Annotated in this window: 13 protein-coding genes; 7 read left to right on the top strand and 6 right to left on the bottom strand. The window is 71.3% G+C overall.

Annotation, left to right across the window (positions count from 1 at the left end):
• The first annotated feature begins 28 nt into the window (after positions 1 to 28).
• Positions 29 to 2,380: a TIM-barrel domain-containing protein gene (locus ABD211_RS20530; protein WP_344134253.1), complete on the top strand. Its 2,352-nt coding sequence runs from the start codon at positions 29 to 31 to the stop codon at positions 2,378 to 2,380.
• Positions 2,381 to 2,446: 66 nt separating this feature from the next.
• Here ABD211_RS20530 and ABD211_RS20525 read toward each other — a convergent pair whose 3' ends face one another.
• The 5 genes from ABD211_RS20525 to ABD211_RS20505 all read right to left on the bottom strand — a co-directional run bounded on the left by ABD211_RS20525 (position 2,447) and on the right by ABD211_RS20505 (position 7,752).
• Positions 2,447 to 2,932 carry a hypothetical protein gene (locus ABD211_RS20525; RefSeq protein ID WP_344134250.1) on the bottom strand — a complete coding sequence of 162 codons (486 nt, stop codon included), beginning with the start codon at positions 2,930 to 2,932 and terminating at the stop codon, positions 2,447 to 2,449.
• Between the two features lie 230 nt (positions 2,933 to 3,162).
• Positions 3,163 to 3,954 (bottom strand): aldo/keto reductase, encoded by a 792-nt coding sequence (locus ABD211_RS20520; RefSeq protein ID WP_344134247.1) that lies wholly within the window; start codon positions 3,952 to 3,954, stop codon positions 3,163 to 3,165.
• 33 nt (positions 3,955 to 3,987) lie between these two features.
• Positions 3,988 to 4,929, bottom strand: a complete 942-nt coding sequence (locus ABD211_RS20515; RefSeq protein WP_344134244.1) for a carbohydrate ABC transporter permease — start codon at positions 4,927 to 4,929, stop codon at positions 3,988 to 3,990.
• Positions 4,926 to 5,915: an ABC transporter permease gene (locus ABD211_RS20510; protein WP_344134241.1), complete on the bottom strand. Its 990-nt coding sequence runs from the start codon at positions 5,913 to 5,915 to the stop codon at positions 4,926 to 4,928. Before ABD211_RS20510 ends, ABD211_RS20515 begins: the two co-directional genes overlap by 4 nt.
• A 109-nt stretch (positions 5,916 to 6,024) precedes the next feature.
• Positions 6,025 to 7,752 (bottom strand): ABC transporter substrate-binding protein, encoded by a 1,728-nt coding sequence (locus ABD211_RS20505; RefSeq protein ID WP_344134238.1) that lies wholly within the window; start codon positions 7,750 to 7,752, stop codon positions 6,025 to 6,027.
• 274 nt (positions 7,753 to 8,026) lie between these two features.
• Between ABD211_RS20505 and ABD211_RS20500 the strand changes: the two genes are divergently transcribed.
• The 6 genes from ABD211_RS20500 to ABD211_RS20475 all read left to right on the top strand — a co-directional run bounded on the left by ABD211_RS20500 (position 8,027) and on the right by ABD211_RS20475 (position 16,526).
• Entirely contained in the window at positions 8,027 to 9,175 is a 1,149-nt protein-coding gene (locus tag ABD211_RS20500) for an ROK family protein (RefSeq protein WP_344134236.1), read from the top strand.
• Positions 9,176 to 9,553: 378 nt separating this feature from the next.
• A complete protein-coding gene (locus ABD211_RS20495; protein ID WP_344134233.1) occupies positions 9,554 to 12,412 on the top strand; it encodes a glycoside hydrolase family 3 C-terminal domain-containing protein in 2,859 nt (952 codons plus the stop codon).
• 35 nt (positions 12,413 to 12,447) lie between these two features.
• The gene (locus ABD211_RS20490; protein WP_344134230.1) at positions 12,448 to 13,467 is read left to right on the top strand and encodes a LacI family DNA-binding transcriptional regulator; all 1,020 of its coding nucleotides are present in this window, start codon (positions 12,448 to 12,450) and stop codon (positions 13,465 to 13,467) included.
• Between the two features lie 10 nt (positions 13,468 to 13,477).
• Positions 13,478 to 14,341, top strand: coding sequence for a serine hydrolase (locus ABD211_RS20485; RefSeq protein ID WP_344134227.1), 864 nt, complete (start codon positions 13,478 to 13,480; stop codon positions 14,339 to 14,341).
• Positions 14,342 to 14,352: 11 nt separating this feature from the next.
• Positions 14,353 to 15,477: a mandelate racemase/muconate lactonizing enzyme family protein gene (locus ABD211_RS20480; protein WP_344134224.1), complete on the top strand. Its 1,125-nt coding sequence runs from the start codon at positions 14,353 to 14,355 to the stop codon at positions 15,475 to 15,477.
• A 2-nt stretch (positions 15,478 to 15,479) separates the two neighbouring features.
• Positions 15,480 to 16,526 carry a C40 family peptidase gene (locus ABD211_RS20475; protein WP_344134222.1) on the top strand — a complete coding sequence of 349 codons (1,047 nt, stop codon included), beginning with the start codon at positions 15,480 to 15,482 and terminating at the stop codon, positions 16,524 to 16,526.
• On the opposite strand, the gene ABD211_RS20470 is transcribed toward ABD211_RS20475, so the two are convergent.
• Positions 16,527 to 17,546: a TerC family protein gene (locus tag ABD211_RS20470; protein WP_344134219.1), complete on the bottom strand. Its 1,020-nt coding sequence runs from the start codon at positions 17,544 to 17,546 to the stop codon at positions 16,527 to 16,529.
• Positions 17,547 to 17,646 lie beyond the last annotated feature (100 nt).

The raw sequence follows: 17,646 nt of genomic DNA, 5'->3' as shown, positions 1-17,646 counted from the left end.
CCAAGGCCGCGATCAGCAGGAGTTTCCGATGCCGTTCCGACCGCCTCTCGTGCCACACGAGACGTTCGTCGCCGACCCGCCCGAGCTGCCGGTCCGCGCGCCCGGTGAGCAGGGCCTCGCCGCGCTCGCCGCCGCGGAGGTGACCAGCCTCGACACCGGGACCGTCACGGCGAAGGCCATCACGACCGATGGGCAGAGCCTCACCGTCGAGCTCAGCGCCGCCGGCGAGGGCATCATCCGGGTCCGGCTCAGCCAGGACCCCGACGCCCGCAGCCGGTCCGCCCGCGCCGCCACCCTCGTGCGGCCCGGCCGGTGCGCCACCGCCGTCGCCGTCGCCGAGGGCGGCAAGGTGCGCCTCACGGCGGGCCCGATCACCGCCGAGCTGACCCTCGACCCGTGGCACCTGCGCTTCGTCGACGCCGCCGGCAACCTCCTCGTCGAGCAGGACCGGGGCGTCACCGACATCAGCGGCCGGCTGCGCACCCTGCCGTTCGGCCGGTCGATGGTCGACGGCTCCGTCGCGGCCTACCACGAGAGCTTCGCGGCCGCCGCCGACGAGCACTTCGTGGGCCTCGGCGAGAAGTTCACCACGCTGGACAAGCGCGGCCAGCGCGCCCTGATGTGGAACTTCGACGCGTTCGGCGCGGAGTCCGACCGGGCGTACAAGAACGTGCCGTTCTACATCTCCAGCAGGGGCTACGGCGTCCTCGTCGACTCGGGCATGCCGACCGAGTTCGACCTGTGCCAGACCACGCACAGCGTGGTGCAGATCCTCGTGCCGGACGACCTCATCGACTACTACGTCCTGGCCGGCCCGACGCCCGACGAGGTCATCACCCGGTTCGACACGCTCACCGGCAGGCCGCTGCTGCCGCCGAAGTGGGCGCACGGCACCTGGCTGTCGTCGGGCTTCTTCGCCGATTCGCAGGAGCAGGCCCTCGGCCGCGCCCGCAAGATCCGCGAAATGGGCATCCCCTGCGACGTGCTGCACCTGGACTGCTACTGGCAGACCGACGGGCACTGGTCGGACCTGCGCTGGGACCCGGAGACGTTCCCGGACCCGGACGCCATGATGCGCGAGCTGACCGGGGCCGGGTTCAAGGTCTCGCTCTGGATGAACTCGTACATCTCGCACCTGAGCCCGGCGTTCGCGGAGGCCGACGAGCTCGGGCTGTTCCTCAAGAGGTCCGACGGCACCAGCTACGTCGCCGACGTGTGGCACGGGTCCTACCCCGCGTGCGGCATCCTCGACCTCACCAACCCGGCCGCGGTCGACTGGTTCACCGACCGGCTGCGGTCGCTGCTGCGGCAGGGCGTGGCGGTCTTCAAGACCGACTTCGCCGAGGGCGTGCCGGCGGACTCCGTCGCGCACAACGGCATGACCGGCGTCGAGCTGCACAACGTCTACACCCTGCTGTTCAACGACCTGGTCCAGGCGGTGACCCGCGAGGTCGCCGGCCACGGGCTGGTCTGGGCCCGCTCGTCGTTCCTCGGCGGCCAGCGGCACTCCGCCCAGTGGAGCGGCGACATCAACGCCACCTACCCGGCCATGGCCTCGACCGTGCGCGCCGGCCTGTCGTACGGGCTGTCCGGCGTGCCGTTCTGGTCGCACGACGTGGGCGGCTTCGGCGGCACCCCCACCCCCGACCTGTACGTGCGGTGGTCGCAGTTCGGCGCGTTCTCGCCGATGGTGCGCTTCCACGGCACGACCAGCCGGCTGCCGTGGGAGTTCCCCGCCGAGGCGGCCGACCTGGCGATCGACGCGCTACGCCTGCGCTACCGGCTCATGCCCTACCTCTACAGCGCCTCCGTCGAGGCGGCGGAGAGCGGCACGGCGTGGATGCGGCCCCTGCTGGAGGACTCGCCGGACGACCCGGCCACGTGGCACGCGGACCTGGAGTACCGGATCGGCACCGACCTGCTCGTCGCGCCGATGACCGACCCGAGCGGCACCCGCACCGTCTACCTCCCCGAGGGCGACTGGGTGCAGTTCTGGGACGGCACGGTGCGCTCCGGCAGCCGGTACGCGAAGGTCACCACGGCCCTCGGGCAGACCCCGCTGTTCGTGCGCCGGGGCGGCCTGCTGGCCACCGTCGAGCCGGGCGACACGGTCGGCGACGGCCCGTTCGGCCCGCTGACCCTGCTCGCGTACGACGTCACCGACACCGCCGCGGTGGTGCACGACGTGGACGGCCCGACGACGATCACGGCACGCCGCGACGGCGACCGCCTGGACATCACGGTCAGCGGCCCGCGCCAGGTGACGCGCGTCGAGCTGCCCGTGGTGGACGGCGCCCGGCCGCCGGCCGAGGTGTCGCTGGACGGCGTGACCGCGCCGCTCGCCGCCGCCAACGGCGTACTCGTGGCTGATTTTCGGTAGTTGACCGTGGGAGACGTGACCGGCCGTGCCCGAGGGGCGCGGCCGGTCACATGCTGGAACGGTTCGCTAGACCTTGATGCCGGGGCGGACGTAGGCCACCCGCGCGCCGCAGTAGTCCACGGGCGCGAACGTCGGCACCGTGGAGTGGCGGCAGACCTGCACGATCACCGTGTCGATCACGCCGGCGCGGCCGGAGAGCAGAACGTTGATGCCGGCGGTTCCGTTGTCGGCCTTGACCGCCTCGGTGTCGACGAGCACCGCGCGGGCGTACGCGGAGAACGTGACGACCGTGTACATCAGGTCGTTGCCGCACACCGACAGCTCGCGGAGAGTGGGCCGGTCGATGAGGGAGCCGGTGGCGTAGACGGCCGGCAGAATCGATGCGGTGGGCGGGTTCCAGTCGAACGTGCCCTTTGCCGCACCGTACACGCACCGGTCGCCGGAGTCGGCGTAGAAGTCGGTCGTCGGGGCGGCCTGGGCCGGCGCGGCGGTGAACGCCAGACTCGCGGCCAGGGCCGCGAGAACAGCGACGAGACGGGTGGACGGACGCATCGCGATGATCCTTCCGTGAGGGACGCCCATCAATATTGATGGTCCGCGATATCGTACGCCCAGCCGCGCCATGGCGATCCGCGCCTGCCGGCATGCCGGGTCCCGACTCGGGGCGGAGGAGCGCCGATCTTGGCGCCGCCGCCGGTCGCACTGGACCCTGGGGGCAATCCCGTCCTATAGAGGCCGTTAACGCCCCCAGGATCCGAAGGGGTCGTGCGGCGCGGGGCCGGTCAGGGTTGGGCGAGCGCGTCGACGCGGGCCAGGTCCGCCGGGGACAGGGCGAAGGTGAAGAGGTCGCCGTTGGTGGCGATGCGGTCCTCGCGGGTGGACTTCGGGATCACCACGACGCCGTGGTCGAGGTGCCAGCGGAGCACCACCTGCGCCGGGGTCACGCCGTGCGCCTCGGCGATCTCCTTGAGCACCGGCGAGTCCAGGTCGGCGTTCTTGAGCGGGCTGTAGCCCTCCAGCACCACGCCGCGCGCCTGGTGCCCGGCCAGCAGGGTCGGGTCGTTGCGGGTCGGCCCCCACGGGATCTGGTTGACCGCGGGGATCTCGCCGCTCGCGTCCGCCAGCTCGTCGAGCTGGGAGAGGCTGTAGTTGCTCACCCCGATCGTGCGGGTCAGGCCCGCGTCGCGGGCGTCGCGCAGGTGCCGCCAGGTGGGCGGGCTGGCCTGGCCGTTGATGGGCCAGTGGATGAGCCACAGGTCCACGTAGTCCAGGCCCAGCTTGGCGAGGCTGTCGTTGATGGCCTGCGGGGCGCGGGCGGCGTCGTTGGGGCGCAGCTTGGTGGTCACGAAGACCTCCTCGCGCGGCAGGCCGCTGTCGCGCACGGCGCGGCCCACCTCCGCCTCGTTGCCGTACGCGGCCGCGGTGTCGAGGTGCCGGTAGCCGGCCTCCAGCGCCACGCGCACCGCGCGGTAGGCGTCGTCGCCGGTGGCCTGCCAGGTGCCGAGGCCGAGCAGGGGCATGGCCACGCCGCCGGGCAGGGTGACGGTCGGCTGGTCCGTTGGAGCGTCAGTCATCCGTCCATCCTGCCCGCTGAACGGCGTCGCGGATCAGCCCTTGATGGCGCCGAGCAGGACGCCCTTGGTGAAGTGCTTCTGCATGAACGGGGTGACCACCAGGATCGGGACCAGCGTCAGGGTCACGACCGCCATCTGCAGCGACAGCGGCGCGATCTGCTGGTGGCCCAGGTTCTGCCCGATAGTCGTGATACCGCTGCCCGGCATCGGGTTGGCCTGGATGGTGTAGGTGTAGATGATCATCTGAAGCGGCCACATGCCGTTGTCGGGCAGGTAGAGCAGCGCGTTGAAGAACGAGCCCCAGTACGTCATGGCGTAGATCAGCGTGATGACCGCGAGCACGGCCTTGGAGGTGGGCAGGACGACCGACCACAGCGTCCGCCACTCCCCCGCCCCGTCCAGCCGGGCTGCCTCGATCATCTCCTCGGACGTGGCCATGAAGAAGCCGCGCAGGATGAGGATGTTGAACACGTTCACCGCGCCCGGCAGAATCAGCGACCAGTAGCTGCCGTAGCCGCCCAGGGCGGACACGAGCAGAAAGCCCGGGATGAGACCGCCGCTGAAGAACATCGTGATGACGAGGATCGCAAGGAGCGTCCGGTGGCCGAACGAACCCTTGCGGGACAGGCCGTAGGCGCACAGCACGCTGACGAACATGGAGAACGCCGTGCCCACGACCGTCGTCCAGACGCTCACCCATAGCGAATGCAGGATCAACGGGTTGTCGAAGATCTGGCGGTAGGCCTCGGTGGTGATGCCGCCCTGGGGAATGAACACCATGCCGCCGGCGAGGTTCACCGACTTCTGGGTGGACAGGCTGGTCATCACGATCATGTAGATCGGCACCAGGATGATGGCCACCGTGGCGATCAGCACCGTGGCCTTGCCGGCCTGGCCCGCCGCGGTCGGCTTCTCCTCCCAGGACGGCCGCTGCTTGGGCCGTCGGGCGATCTTCGGCTCAGTCAGAACAGTCATTTCCGGTACAACCCGTCCTCACCGATGGCATGCGCGAGCTTGTTCGCCGCGAGGATCAGAATGAGCGAGAGCACGCCCTTGAACAGCCCCGCCGCGGCGCCGTAGCTGAAGTTGTTCGCCACTACGCCGTAGAAGTAGGAGAAGGTGTCGAGCACCTCGGAGGCGTCGCGCCCGACGGCCTGGCGCTGGATGAGCATCTGCTCGAAGCCGACCGTGAGCGCGCTGCCCATCCGCAGCACCAGCATGAGCACCACCACGCCCCGGATGCCCGGCAACGTGATGTGCCACAGCCGGCGCCACCGGCCCGCGCCGTCAGCGGCCGCGGCCTCGTACAGGCTCTGGTCGATCATCGCGAGCGCGGCGAGGAACACGATGATGCCCCAGCCGGCCTCCTTCCAGATCATCTGCACGGTCACGAGGTACTTGAAGGACCCCGGATCGGTCATGATGTCCCAGGTCGGGAGGTCGTGCTGGATCAGGAAGGTGTTGAGCGCGCCAGCGCCGCCGAGCATCTCCATGAAGATCGCGACGACCAGCACGAACGAGAAGAAGTGCGGCAGGTACACGATGGTCTGGATGAATGACCGGATGCGCGTGCTCAGGATCGTGTTCAGCAGCAACGCGAGAATGATCGGGATCGGGAAGTAGAGCACCAGTTGCACGGCGCTGATGACGAGCGTGTTCTCCAGCGCGTGCCAGAAGATGGGGTCGGTGAAGAGCCGCTCGAACTGGTAGAAGCCGACCCAGGGACTCTGCCGGAAGCCCGAGTAGATGTCGTACTGCTGGAACGCGGTCACCGTGCCGAGCATCGGAATGTACGCGAAGACGATCAGCAGGACGATCGTCGGCAGGACCATGACGAGCAGGCTGCGGTCGCGCTTGAACTTCTGCCAACGGCTCAGCTTGTTGGCCCGCGGAGGCGCCCCGGGGACGGGGGCGCTGATCTCGTCGGGCTCGGCCTCGCCCGGCTGCGTGATGGTGGCCACGGTGCTCCTGTCAGGGCAGTGCATAAGGTGACGACCGGAGCCCGCGTCCCTGTGCACGCGGGCCCCGGCTCACGTTCGGCGTCGCGAGGGCTGACCTCGCGACACTAGATCAGGCGCCGGGGGTGGCCGACGGGCCCGTGACGTACTTGTCGCGGATGCCCTCGTAGAACTTCCGCAGCTCGTCGCCGCCGTTCTTGCGCCACGCGGCCACCGCGTCGGTGAAGGCCGAGATCGGCTTGCGGCCGACCTTCACGTCGTTGAGCGTGTCCTTGACGGCCTGTCCGATCGAGGAGTACTGCGACGGCTCGGTGATGTTCATGCCGTAGAAGATCGGCGTCCTGGCGTACTTCACCGCGTCGGCCTGCCACGCGGCGTAGTCCTTCGCCACCTGTGTGAAGCCCTCCCCGACCGTGGTGACGGCCGGCGGGGTGACGAGGAACTGGAACGTGGTGGCGACCAGCTTGCTGCCGCTCTCGGTCAGCGCGGGGTTGCCGTCCTTCATCGTGTAGGTGTCGCCCTCGGCGCCGAAGTTGACGACCAGCCACTCCTTGGAGCCGTACGGCGCCGCGATGTAGTTCGCGACCGCGAGCAGCTCCTTGATCTGGGCGTCGGACAGCTTGGCGTTGAGGTAGGCGAACATAGCCGCGCCGGGCTGCAGCTCGATGCTGGGGGCCTGGCCCGCCTTGCCGGACAGCAGCTTGAACGCCTGCCGGACGTAGCTGGGGTTGGCCGCGGTGCCGGACTTGGCGTCGCCGCCGTTCCACGCGCCGGTGCCGTCCGCGGTCACGACGATCTTGCCGCTCCAGAACCGCTGCTTGCCGTTCTGATCGGTGCCGGCGAGGTCGGCCGGGTTGACGTAGCCGGCCTTGGCCAGCGAGGCGTGCCACTCCAGGGCCGCGATGATGCCCTCGGTCTCGTACTTGTGCACGAGCTTGCCGCTGGCGTCCTGGTCCCACTTGGTATGGAAGCCGAAGAGCTGCGTGGCGTACGCCGCGTCGTCGCCGAACAGGTCGCCGAACGCGTACTGGCCGGCGGCCTTGCTCGTGAGCTGCGCGCCGAGGGCCTTGAGGTCCTCCGCCGTCTTGATGGCGTCGGCGTTGATGCCCTGCTTGTCGAAGATGTCCTTGCGGTAGAAGATCGCGCCGTTGAACACCGCGTTCGACGGGTACACCGGCAGGCCGTAGAGCTTGCCGTTCCAGACGCCGGCCGACCAGGCGCCGGGCGGGATGTTCGCGAGGTTCGGGTAGGCCTCGATCTTGCTGCCCGACAGGTACGGCGTCAGGTCGACGAACTTGGCGACGGCCGAGCCGAAGTTGAGGGTGCCGGTGTTCCAGCCGGGGATCTGGATCCAGTCCGGGAGCTTGTCCGCGGCGAACAGCGGGGGGAGGGCGTTACCGTAGTTGTTGCCGTCCGACGGCTGGATCTTCAGGGTGACGCCGAGGGCCTTGTTCACCGCGTCGTAGTACGAGTTACCGCTCGACGGCGGGATGGCGCCCCACAGCGGCGTCATGGTGGTGTAGGTGCCACCGGCGCCGGGCGTCGACGCGACGGTCTGCGCCGGGGCGGCGGGGTAGGAGAGGAACACCGGGTCGGACACGGCACCGGCGGTGCCGGTCACCGACGGGACGTCCGCCTTGACCGAGGTGTTCTGGATGTAGTTAGGAATGATCTTGTTGATCTCTTCCTTACTGGTGGTGCCCGGTCCCTTGTTCCCACCCGTGCTGTCGCAGCCGGCGAGCAGCCCGCTGCCGCCGACGGCGGCCGCGGCCGCACCGGCGCCCGCGACGGTGAGGAAGGTCCGGCGACTGGTGCGTCGACGGGACAGAGGATTGGTCATCGCGCTCTCGGCCCTTCAAATCTTGGACACGGGGATGGTGGCGTGAGGTCAATGAGCGTTTGTAGACTTAGTTGGTCTGGCGACTAAACAAACTAGACCACGACGCCAGCCGCCACAAGGGATCGGTCACCGGGCCTCGGCTGACCGGACCTGCCCCAGCGCGGGGGAGGTGGGGCATGATGGTCCGACCGAGGCAGATGGGGCACAGTTGATAACCACGCACACCGGGCCACAGCCGGCGGACTTCACCGACGTACGGGCCACAAACCTAGCGGTGGTCCTGCGGTTCGTGCGCGCGCACGCTCCGTGTTCGCGCGCCGACATCGCGGCCGCCACCGGGCTGAACAAGACCACCGTCTCCAGCCTCGTCGGCGAGCTCATCGAACGACGGCTGCTCAGGGAGACCGGACTGACCGAACACCGCATCGGCCGACCGGCCACGATGATCGTGGTGGACGGTGCCCCGTACGCGGCGGTCGGATTGGAAATAAGCACCGACTACCTCGCGACGGTCGCGGTCGACCTCCGCGGCGAGCGGCTGCTGACATGGCGCCGCTCGTTCACCGGGCAGGGCGCCGGGTCGAGCAGGGCCATCGCCGCGGTCGCCACCCTCGCGCGCCGGGCCGTCGCCAAGGTGCGCGACGACGGCCGGGAGGTGCTCGGGCTGACCGTGGGCGTGCCGGGCCTCGTCGACGCCGGCGGGGTCGTGCGCAGCGCGACCAGCCTCGGCTGGCGGGACGTTAACCTGCGCGAGGACCTCAGGGCGGCGCTGGGCAACCCGGACTATCCGGTCGCCGTCGAGAACGACGCCAACCTGGCGGCCCTCGCCGAGTACCGGTACGGCGCGCACGCGGGCGTGGCCAACCTGGCGTACCTGACGGGCCAGGCCGGCATCGGCGCGGGCATCATCGTCGACGGTCGCCTGCTGCGCGGCGCGCGCGGCTTCGGCGGCGAGATCGGTCACCTGGCCATCGACCCGGCGGGGCCGGCCTGCCCGTGCGGGCGCACCGGCTGCCTGGAGGCGGTCGCCGGCATCGGCGCCGTGTTGCGCAAACTCGGCCACGACACGCTCGCCGACGTCGAGATCGGCATCGAGGACGTGGTCCGCCGGGCGCAGGCGCGGGAGCCGGAGGTGCTCGCGGCGCTGGTACAGCTGGGGCGCGACCTCGGTCAGGGCGCGTCGATGCTGGCGAACCTGGTCAACCCCGACGTGATCCTGCTCGGCGGCTACTACGCTCCCCTCGCGCCGTGGGTCGTCGACCAGGCCGAGGCCGAGCTGGCCGCGCGCACCGTCGCGCCGCAGGCGGGCGGCGCCCGCATCGTGGCGTCGACGCTGGGCTACAACGCGACCGCGACGGGGGGCGCGGCGGGCGTTCTGGAAACGGTTGATTCGGGTCGGTTGCCCGCGCTCGCGAGCGCGTAAAGAATATTAAGGTGGCGGCGCGGTCGGCGCCGTGCCGCCACCGCCACGCGCACCCATCAACACCTGCGGAAATCGTCTCACGCCAGGTCCTTGAAAGCGCTTACCTCATGGTAGGTACGGACATCGGTATCGACCGACCTCTTGACGGTGGGCGGAGACCGGTGCGACGCTGCATAGGCCTCGTTTTCGAAACACGGTCGACAGCTCCGGCTAACAGTCTGGAAATGCCCGGTTTCGGACGAGGTAACTTTCGAACCATCGTCGAAGCGCTTCGAATGTCCTGGTAACCATGATATTCGATATCCGTCGAAGCGCTTCGACGTCGGCCCCGGGCCGACCCGGGGGCCCGCAAGCGATGTTGAAGAAGGGTGCGTCCCGATGAGCGACCCCGAGGCCGGCGCCTACACCGACGGAGCGCTGCCCCTGGCCGACCGGATCACCGACCTGCTCGCCCGGCTGACGCTCGAGGAGAAGGTCGCTCTCCTGCACCAGCACCAGCCCGCCATCGACCGGTTGGGCGTCGGCCCGTTCCGCACCGGCACCGAGGCGCTGCACGGGCTCGCGTGGCTCGGCGAGGCCACCGTCTTCCCGCAGGCCGTCGGGCTGGGCGCCACCTGGGATCTCGACCTGGTCCGCCGCGTCGGCGAGGCCGTCGGCGACGAGGTGCGCGGCCTGCACCACAAGGACCCCGAGCGCGCCGGCCTCAACGTGTGGGCGCCGGTGGTCAACCAGCTGCGCGACCCGCGCTGGGGCCGCAACGAGGAGGGCTACGCCGAGGACCCGCTGCTGACCGGCGCCATGGGCACGGCGTACTCGTGGGGGCTGCGCGGCGACCACCCGACGTTCCTCAAGACCGCCCCGACGCTCAAGCACTTCCTGGGCTACAACAACGAGACGCGCCGCGACCGGACGTCGAGCAACCTGAGCCCGCGCGTGCTCCACGAGTACGAGCTGCCGCCGTTCCGGGCGCCGATCGCCGACGGGGCCGCGGTCGCCATCATGGCGTCGTACAACCTGGTCAACAACCGGCCGGCGCACCTGAGCCCGCTCATCAACGACGCGCTGCGCACCTGGACGAGCGACGACATCCTCGTCGTCAGCGACGCGCAGGCACCGTCCAACGTGGTCGAGTCGCAGGCCTACTACCCCGACCACGCGGCCGCCACGGCCGCGCTGATCAAGGCGGGCGTGGACAGCTTCACCGACAACGACGCCAGGTCCGAGATCACGATCGCCCGCGCCACCGAGGCGCTGGCGCGGGGCCTGCTCACCGAGGCCGACATCGACGCCGCGCTGCGGCACATCTTCGCCATCCGGTTCCGGCTCGGCGAGTTCGACCCGGCCGAGGCCAACCCGTTCGCGGCGATCACCGCGGACGTCATCAACTGCTCGGAGCACCAGCGGCTCGCCCGCGAGGCCGCCCGGGCGGCGATCGTGCTCCTCCGCAACGACGAGGACCTGCTCCCCCTGGCCGCGCCGAAGCGGGTCGCCGTGCTCGGCCCGCTGTCGGACGTACTCTTCGAGGACTGGTACAGCGGCACGCTCCCCTACCAGGCCACCGTCCGGCGCGGGCTCACCGAGCGCCTCGGCGACGCGGTCGTCAGTCACGAGGACGGCGTCGACCGGGTCGTCCTGCGCGCGGCCGGCACCGACCGGTTCGTCACCGCGTCCGACCACGCCGACGGCGCCACGCTGCGGCTCGCCGACGGGGCCGGCGAGTTCGACCTGTTCGACTGGGGCGACGGCGTCTACTCGCTGCGCGCCGTGGCCAACGGGCGGCACGTCACCGCCGTCGACGCCGAGGGCACGCCGCTGGTCAACAACCAGGCGAGCCCGAACGGCTGGGTGGTCCGCGAGACGTTCCGGCTCGCCGAGCGCGAGGACGGCGCCCTCGTCCTCAAGCACGTGGCGTCCGGCCGGTTCGTCGCCGCCACGGAGGACGGCGCGCTCGGCGCGACCGCCGGGTCGCCGGCCGACGCGCTGGGCCTGAGCATCGAGACCGTGCACTCGGGCGTGGACGCGGCCGTCGCCGCCGCCCGCGAGGCCGACGTCGCGATCGTCGTGCTCGGCAACCACCCGCTGATCAACGGCCGGGAGTGCGAGGACCGGGTCGACCTGAACCTGCCCCCCACCCAGCAGCGGCTCATCGAGGCGGTGCACGCCGCCAACCCGACGACCGTCCTCGTGCTGACCAGCAGCTACCCGTACGCGATCCGGTGGGCGGACGAGCACGTGCCGGCCATCCTGTGGTCGGCGCACGGCGGGCAGGAGTTCGGCAACGCGCTGGCCGACGTGCTGCTGGGAGACGCGAGCCCGTCGGGCCGGCTCCCCCAGACGTGGTACCGGGACGACACCGACCTGCCCGACCTGCTCGACTACGACATCATCGCCACCGACGCGACGTACCTCTACTTCCGCGGCAGGCCGCTGTACCCGTTCGGCCACGGCCTCACCTACGGCCGCGTGGCGTACCGCGACCTGCGCGTCAGCGCCCCGGCGCTGGACGCCGACGGCGAGATCACCGTGACCGTCGAGGTCGTCAACACCGGGGAGTACGCCGTCGACGAGGTGGTCCAGCTCTACACCCGCCAGCAGCGCTCACGCGTCAAGCTACCCGTGCGCCAGCTGCGCGGCTTCGCGAAGGTGCGCCTCGCGCCGGGCGCGTCGACCGCCGTCACGCTGCCACTCAAGGCGGCCGACCTCGCGTTCTGGGACGTCACCCAGGGCCGGATGGTCGTCGAGGAGGCCCGGCACACCGTCATGGTCGGCGCCTCGGCCACGGACGTACGGGCCACCGCGGTCGTCGACGTGCGCGGCGAGCAGATCGCGCCGCGCGCCGTGAGCGGCCGCTCCCTGCGCGCCGCCGACCACGACGACTACTGCGGCATCGCGCTGGTCGACGAGAACACGGTCACCGGCGACGCGGTCGGCGCCGTCGAGCCGGGCAGCTGGATCACGTTCGACGGGGTGGACCTCGGCCGGGGCGTCCGCGCCGTGGGCGCGAAGGTGGCGCAGGTCGACGGTGCCGGCACCATCACGCTGCGCGTCGACGACCCGGTGCGCGGCCAGGTGGTCGCCACCCTCACCGTCCCGTCGACCGGCAGCGAGTACGCGTGGACCGAGGTCTCCGCGCCCGCCGCCGGTGCGACCGGCATCCGCGACCTCTACCTTGTCTTCAGCGCCCCCGGCACCCGCGTGGCCGAGCTGACGTTCGACGGACCGGGAGCCGAGGCGTAGTGTCCTCCCCCCGTACCCGACCCCCACGGAGCGCCATGGTCACGATCACGGACGTGGCCCGCCACGCCGGCGTGGCCCCGAGCACGGTCTCCTATGTGCTCAGCGGCAAGCGGGCGATCTCGTCCACCACCCGGCAACGGGTGCTGTCGAGCATCCGGGTCCTCGGCTACCACCCGCACGCCGGGGCGCGGTCGCTCGCCAGCAACCGGTCCAACGTGATCGCGCTGGTGCTGCCCCTGCGCTCGGGCATGCACCTGCCCGTACTCATGCAGTTCGCCATCGCCGTGGTCACCACGGCCCGTCAGTACGACCATGATGTTCTGCTGGTCACCGCCGACGAGGGGCCGGACGGGCTGCGACGGGTCGCGGCCAGCGCGATGGTCGACGCGATCGTGCTCATGGACGTGGAGCTGCACGACACGCGGGTGCCCATGCTGCGCGAGCTGGACCGGCCCAGCGTGCTCATCGGCTTCCCCGCCGAGCCGGACGGGCTGACCTGCGTCGACCTCGACTTCTTCCAGGCCGGCGCGGCGTGCGTGGAGCACCTGGCGAGCCTCGGTCACCGCCACGTGGCGCTGCTCGGCGCCCCGCCGGCCGTGTACGAGCGCGGCACCGGCTTCGCCCAGCGCACCCGCGCGGGTTTCCTCGACACGGCCGACCGGCTGGGACTGAGCGGTATCGCGATCGCGTGCGAGGAGGAGACCGACCAGGTCGCCGCGTCGGTGCACGCGCTGCTCACCCGGCAGCCCGAGGTCACCGGCCTGGTGGTGCACAACGAGGCGGCCGTCGGGAGCATCATGGCCGCGTTGGCCGCCCACGGCCGGCGGGTGCCCGACGACATCTCCGTCGTCGCGATCTGCCCGGACGAGACCGCCGAGCGGACCGAGCCCGCGCTGTCGTCGGTACTGATCCCGGCGGAGGAGGTCGGGGCGCAGTCGGTGAGCCTGCTCATGCGCAAGCTGGAGGGCGAGCTCGTGCCCGACGCCAGCCTGCTCGCCCCGCGCCTGACCGTCCGCGCCAGCACCGCCGCCCTGCCGGCGGGTCACGCGGGGTAGCCTGCCCGCCGTGGGTGCGCTCAACGGATTGGCTGCCGACCTCGACACTGTCGAAGGGACGGTATCGGTGTGGTGCGGCCCGCCCGGTGGGCCGCCCGCGTTCGCCCGGCACGCGGACGCGCCGCACTACGCCGCCAGCACCATGAAGGTCGCCGTGCTGGCCGCGATGTACCGGCTCGCCGAGGTCGGGCGGCTCGACCTCGACGCCGCCGTGATGGTGGTCAACTCGTTCCCGTCGGCGGCACCGGGCGCGCCGGGCTTCGGCTGCACGGAGCGCTACGACAACGACCCCGAGGTGTGGGCCGCGCTGGGCGGCGAGGTGCCGCTGCGCTGGCTCGCCGACCGGATGGTCACCCGCTCGTCCAACCTCGCCACCAACCTGGTGCTGGGCCTCGTCGGTGGCGCCGCGGTGGCGGACGCCTGGCACGCCGCCGGCGCGCGGCACAGCGTCGTCGGTCGGGGCATCGAGGACGCGGCGGCCGCCGACGCGGGCATCACCAACACCGTGACCGCCGCCGACCTCGGCGCCCTCCTGGGGGCGATCGCGATCGGCGCCTCCGACGGGCATCCGATCGCGTCCACGGCCTCGTGTCAGGCCATGCTCGCCACCCTGGAGGCGCAGCGCGACGGCTCGGAGCTGGCCGGCGGCCTGCCGGAGGGCACCCGCATCGCCCACAAACCCGGCTGGGTCATGGGGGTACGGCACGGGGCGGGGGTCGTGTTCCCCGCCGACGCCCCGCCGTACGTGCTGGTCGTGTGCGCCACCACGCCGCTGGCCCGCAACGACCCGGGCGACGGGGCGTGCGCGCTGCTGGCCCGGGTGGCCGCCGCGAGCTGGGCGGACCGCCATGATCTCGCCCCGGCCATGGGCTAGGCTGCTGGGCCGTGACGATCACCGAGGTGCGCTCGCGCCGGGTCACGGCGGCGCTGCATACGCCGTTCGTGACCGCGCTGCGGCGCACCACGACGATGACCACGCTCGTGGTGACCGTCAGCGACGACGCCGGCCACACCGGCTACGGCGAGGCGCCCCAGGTCTGGCAGGTCACCGGCGCTTCCGTGGCCGGCTCGCAGGCGTGCGTCACCGAGGTTTTCGCCCCGCTGCTGCGCGGGCGCGACCCCGACGACCTTGTCGGCCTGTGCCGCGCCGTGCGCCGGGCGGTGGCCGGCAACGAGGCCGCGAAGGCGGCCGTCGACGTGGCGCTGCACGACCTGGCCGCCCACCGGCTCGGGGTGCCCCTGGCCCGCCTGCTCGGCGGCGCCGGCGACGCGGCGGCCCTGCGCGTGGCCACGGACGTCACGCTGGCCGCCGGCACCGCCGCGGAGCTGGCCGGGGCGGCCGGCGCGCGGGTCGCCGACGGGTTCGACGTACTCAAGATGAAGGTCGGCACCGACGCGGCGGGCGACGTGGCCCGGGTGCGCGCGGTGCGCGAAGCTGTCGGGCCGGCCACCCGGCTGCGCCTGGACGCGAACCAGGGCTGGACGCCGCGCGAGGCCGTGGGCGTCATCCGGGCGATCGAGAACGCGGGCCTCGACGTGGAGCTGGTGGAGCAGCCGGTCGTGCGCGCCGACCTGGACGGGCTGGCGTGGGTCACCGATCGGGTGACGACACCGGTCCTGGCCGACGAGGCGGTGTGGTCGCCGCGCGACCTGGTCGAGGTCATCCGGCGCCGGGCGGCCGACCTGGTCAACGTCAAGCTCGCCAAGTGCGGCGGCCTGGGCCCGGCCCGCACGCTGCTGGCCCTGGCCGAGGAGTATGGCGTCGGCACCATGGTCGGCTCGATGATGGAGGGGCCCATCGGCGTGGGCGCCGCGGCGAGCCTCGTGGCCGCCACCGGCACCACCGCCGTGAGCGACCTCGACGCCGCCTGGTGGTTGGCGCAACCGCTGGTCAAGGGCGGTCCCGGGTACTCGGGGCCGACCGTTGTCCTGCCCGACGCGCCCGGCCTCGGGATCGCCGGGATGATGCCTTGTGGAAACGAATCCGACGTGTCACCGTCTTGGGAGTGAACGTGAGCCTGGGGTCCCTTCTCGCGCTGAGCGAGCCCACGCTGTCGCCTGGTGAGGAAGCCACCGTCTGCGTCGCCGTGGCGACGCTGTGGGTGTCGCCCGACCGCGTGCGTCCCGTCGACGAGCCGGCGCTGGGCTATCAGGCCAAGCCGCGCGCGTGGGTGAACGCGATGTCCCCGGCGGAGCGCGACGACCTGCGCGGGCGGGTGTACACCCAGCTGCTGCTCGGCGAGCGGGTGCGGATCCTCGAGCTGCGCGGCGACTGGGCGCACGTGGTCGCCCTGGGCCAGCCCTCGTCGCTGGACGGCCGGGGCTACCCTGGCTGGCTCCCGTCCTACCAGCTCGCCACCGTCGGCAGTATGTTCGCCGCCGGCATCCGGGTCGCCCAGGGCGGGCACCGCGGTCGGCGCGGCGTCGCGGACGACGAGGAGATGGAGCCCGAGGTCGACCGCTCTGGCATGATCCACCTGGTCGACGCCACGGCGACCACGCTGCGCGACGAGCCCGACGGTGCCCTGGTGATGCCCGGCGTCACGTTCGGCACCCGGCTGGTCGCCTCCGGCCGACCGCACGACGGCTGGCTGCCCGTGGCCGTGCCCGGCCGGTTCGAGCCCGCGTGGGCCGTGGAGGACGACGTCACACCCGAGCCGGCCGCGCCGCCCGCCGACCCGCAGGAGATCGTCGCCATGGCCGACCGCCTGCGCGACGTGCCCTACATCTGGGGCGGCGCCTCGGCGTACGGGGTGGACTGCTCGGGCCTGGTGCACCTGACCTGGCGCCGGTTCGGGGTGACGCTCCCCCGCGACGCCGCCGACCAGGCGGCCGCGACCACACCGGTGCCGCTGGGCAGCGAGCGCCCCGGTGACCTCTACTTCTTCGCCTCCGCCGCGGGTCAGATCGACCACGTCGGGTTCGTCGCGCAGACGCCCGACGGCGACCAGCGCTGGGTGCTGCACGCCTCCCAGCCGCACGGCCACGTGGTGCTCGAGGAGGTGGCCGCCGAGCGGGCGGCGACTCTCGTCGCCGCCCACCGCGTGGTCTCCCGTTAGCTAGCTGATCCGCTCGACGGGCCCGTTCCGCTCCGCCTCGCGGACGGCCCGTCGGGCATCGTTGCGCGACTTCACCAGGCTGACCACGGCGGCCGTGCCGATCGTGGTGACGATGAACAGCAGCGAGAACCAGATCGGGATCGCGGGCACGTGCACCGGGTCGCCGCCGTTGATGAACGGCACGTTGTTCTCATGCAGCGCCTCCAGCACCAGCTTCACGCCGATGAAGCCCAGCACCACGGCCAGGCCCACGGACAGGTAGGTCAGCCGGTCGAGCAGGTCGCCGAGCAGGAAGTACAGCTGGCGTAGGCCCATGAGGGCGAACACGTTGGCGGTGAAGACGATGAACGGCGCGCGCGTCAGTCCGAAGATCGCGGGGATCGAGTCGAGGGCGAACAGCAGGTCGGTGGTGCCGAGGGCGATCATCACGACGACCAGGGGGGTGAAGAAGCGCTTGCCGTTCACGGTCTTGGTCAGGTGCGGTCCGTCGATCTTCTCCGTCATGGGCAGGACGCGGCGGCTCCAGCGGATGAGCGCGTTCTCCTTGAAGTCCGATTCGTCATCTTCGCCCTGCTTGACAAGCTTCCACGCCGTATAGAGCAGGAAAGCGCCGAAGATGTAAAACATCCAGATGAAGCGCTCGATGGCGGCCGCGCCGAGGGCGATGAAGATGCCGCGCATGACCAGCGCGAGCACGATGCCGATGAGCAGGACCTTCTGCTGGTACTTCCGGGGGACGGCGAATCTGCTCATGATGATCACGAAAACGAACAGGTTATCGACCGACAGGCTGTACTCCGTGAGCCAGCCGGCGAAGAACTCACCTGCCTGTTTCGGCCCCCAGAAGATCCACACTCCGACGCCGAACAACAGCGCCAGCGTCACGTAGAAGATCACCCAGAGGGTCGACTCCCTGGTCGACGGCACGTGCGGGCGCCGCGCCACCACAAGAAGATCGACAATGAGCAGGCCGACCAGCCCGACAAGGGTGACAGCCCAGATCCAACCCGGCACATGCATGCGCCCGAACCTCCGCAGGACACGCGGCACCTCGCCGCGGGCGTCGGCGCCGAGGCGACGTCGCCCGACGCCGGGGCGCCGCACTGTTCAGCGGAGGTCT

The sequence above is a fragment of the Luedemannella flava genome (genome assembly GCF_039528515.1).
GTDB lineage: Bacteria > Actinomycetota > Actinomycetes > Mycobacteriales > Micromonosporaceae > Luedemannella > Luedemannella flava.
This window is presented reverse-complemented; position numbering and strand designations above follow the sequence as displayed.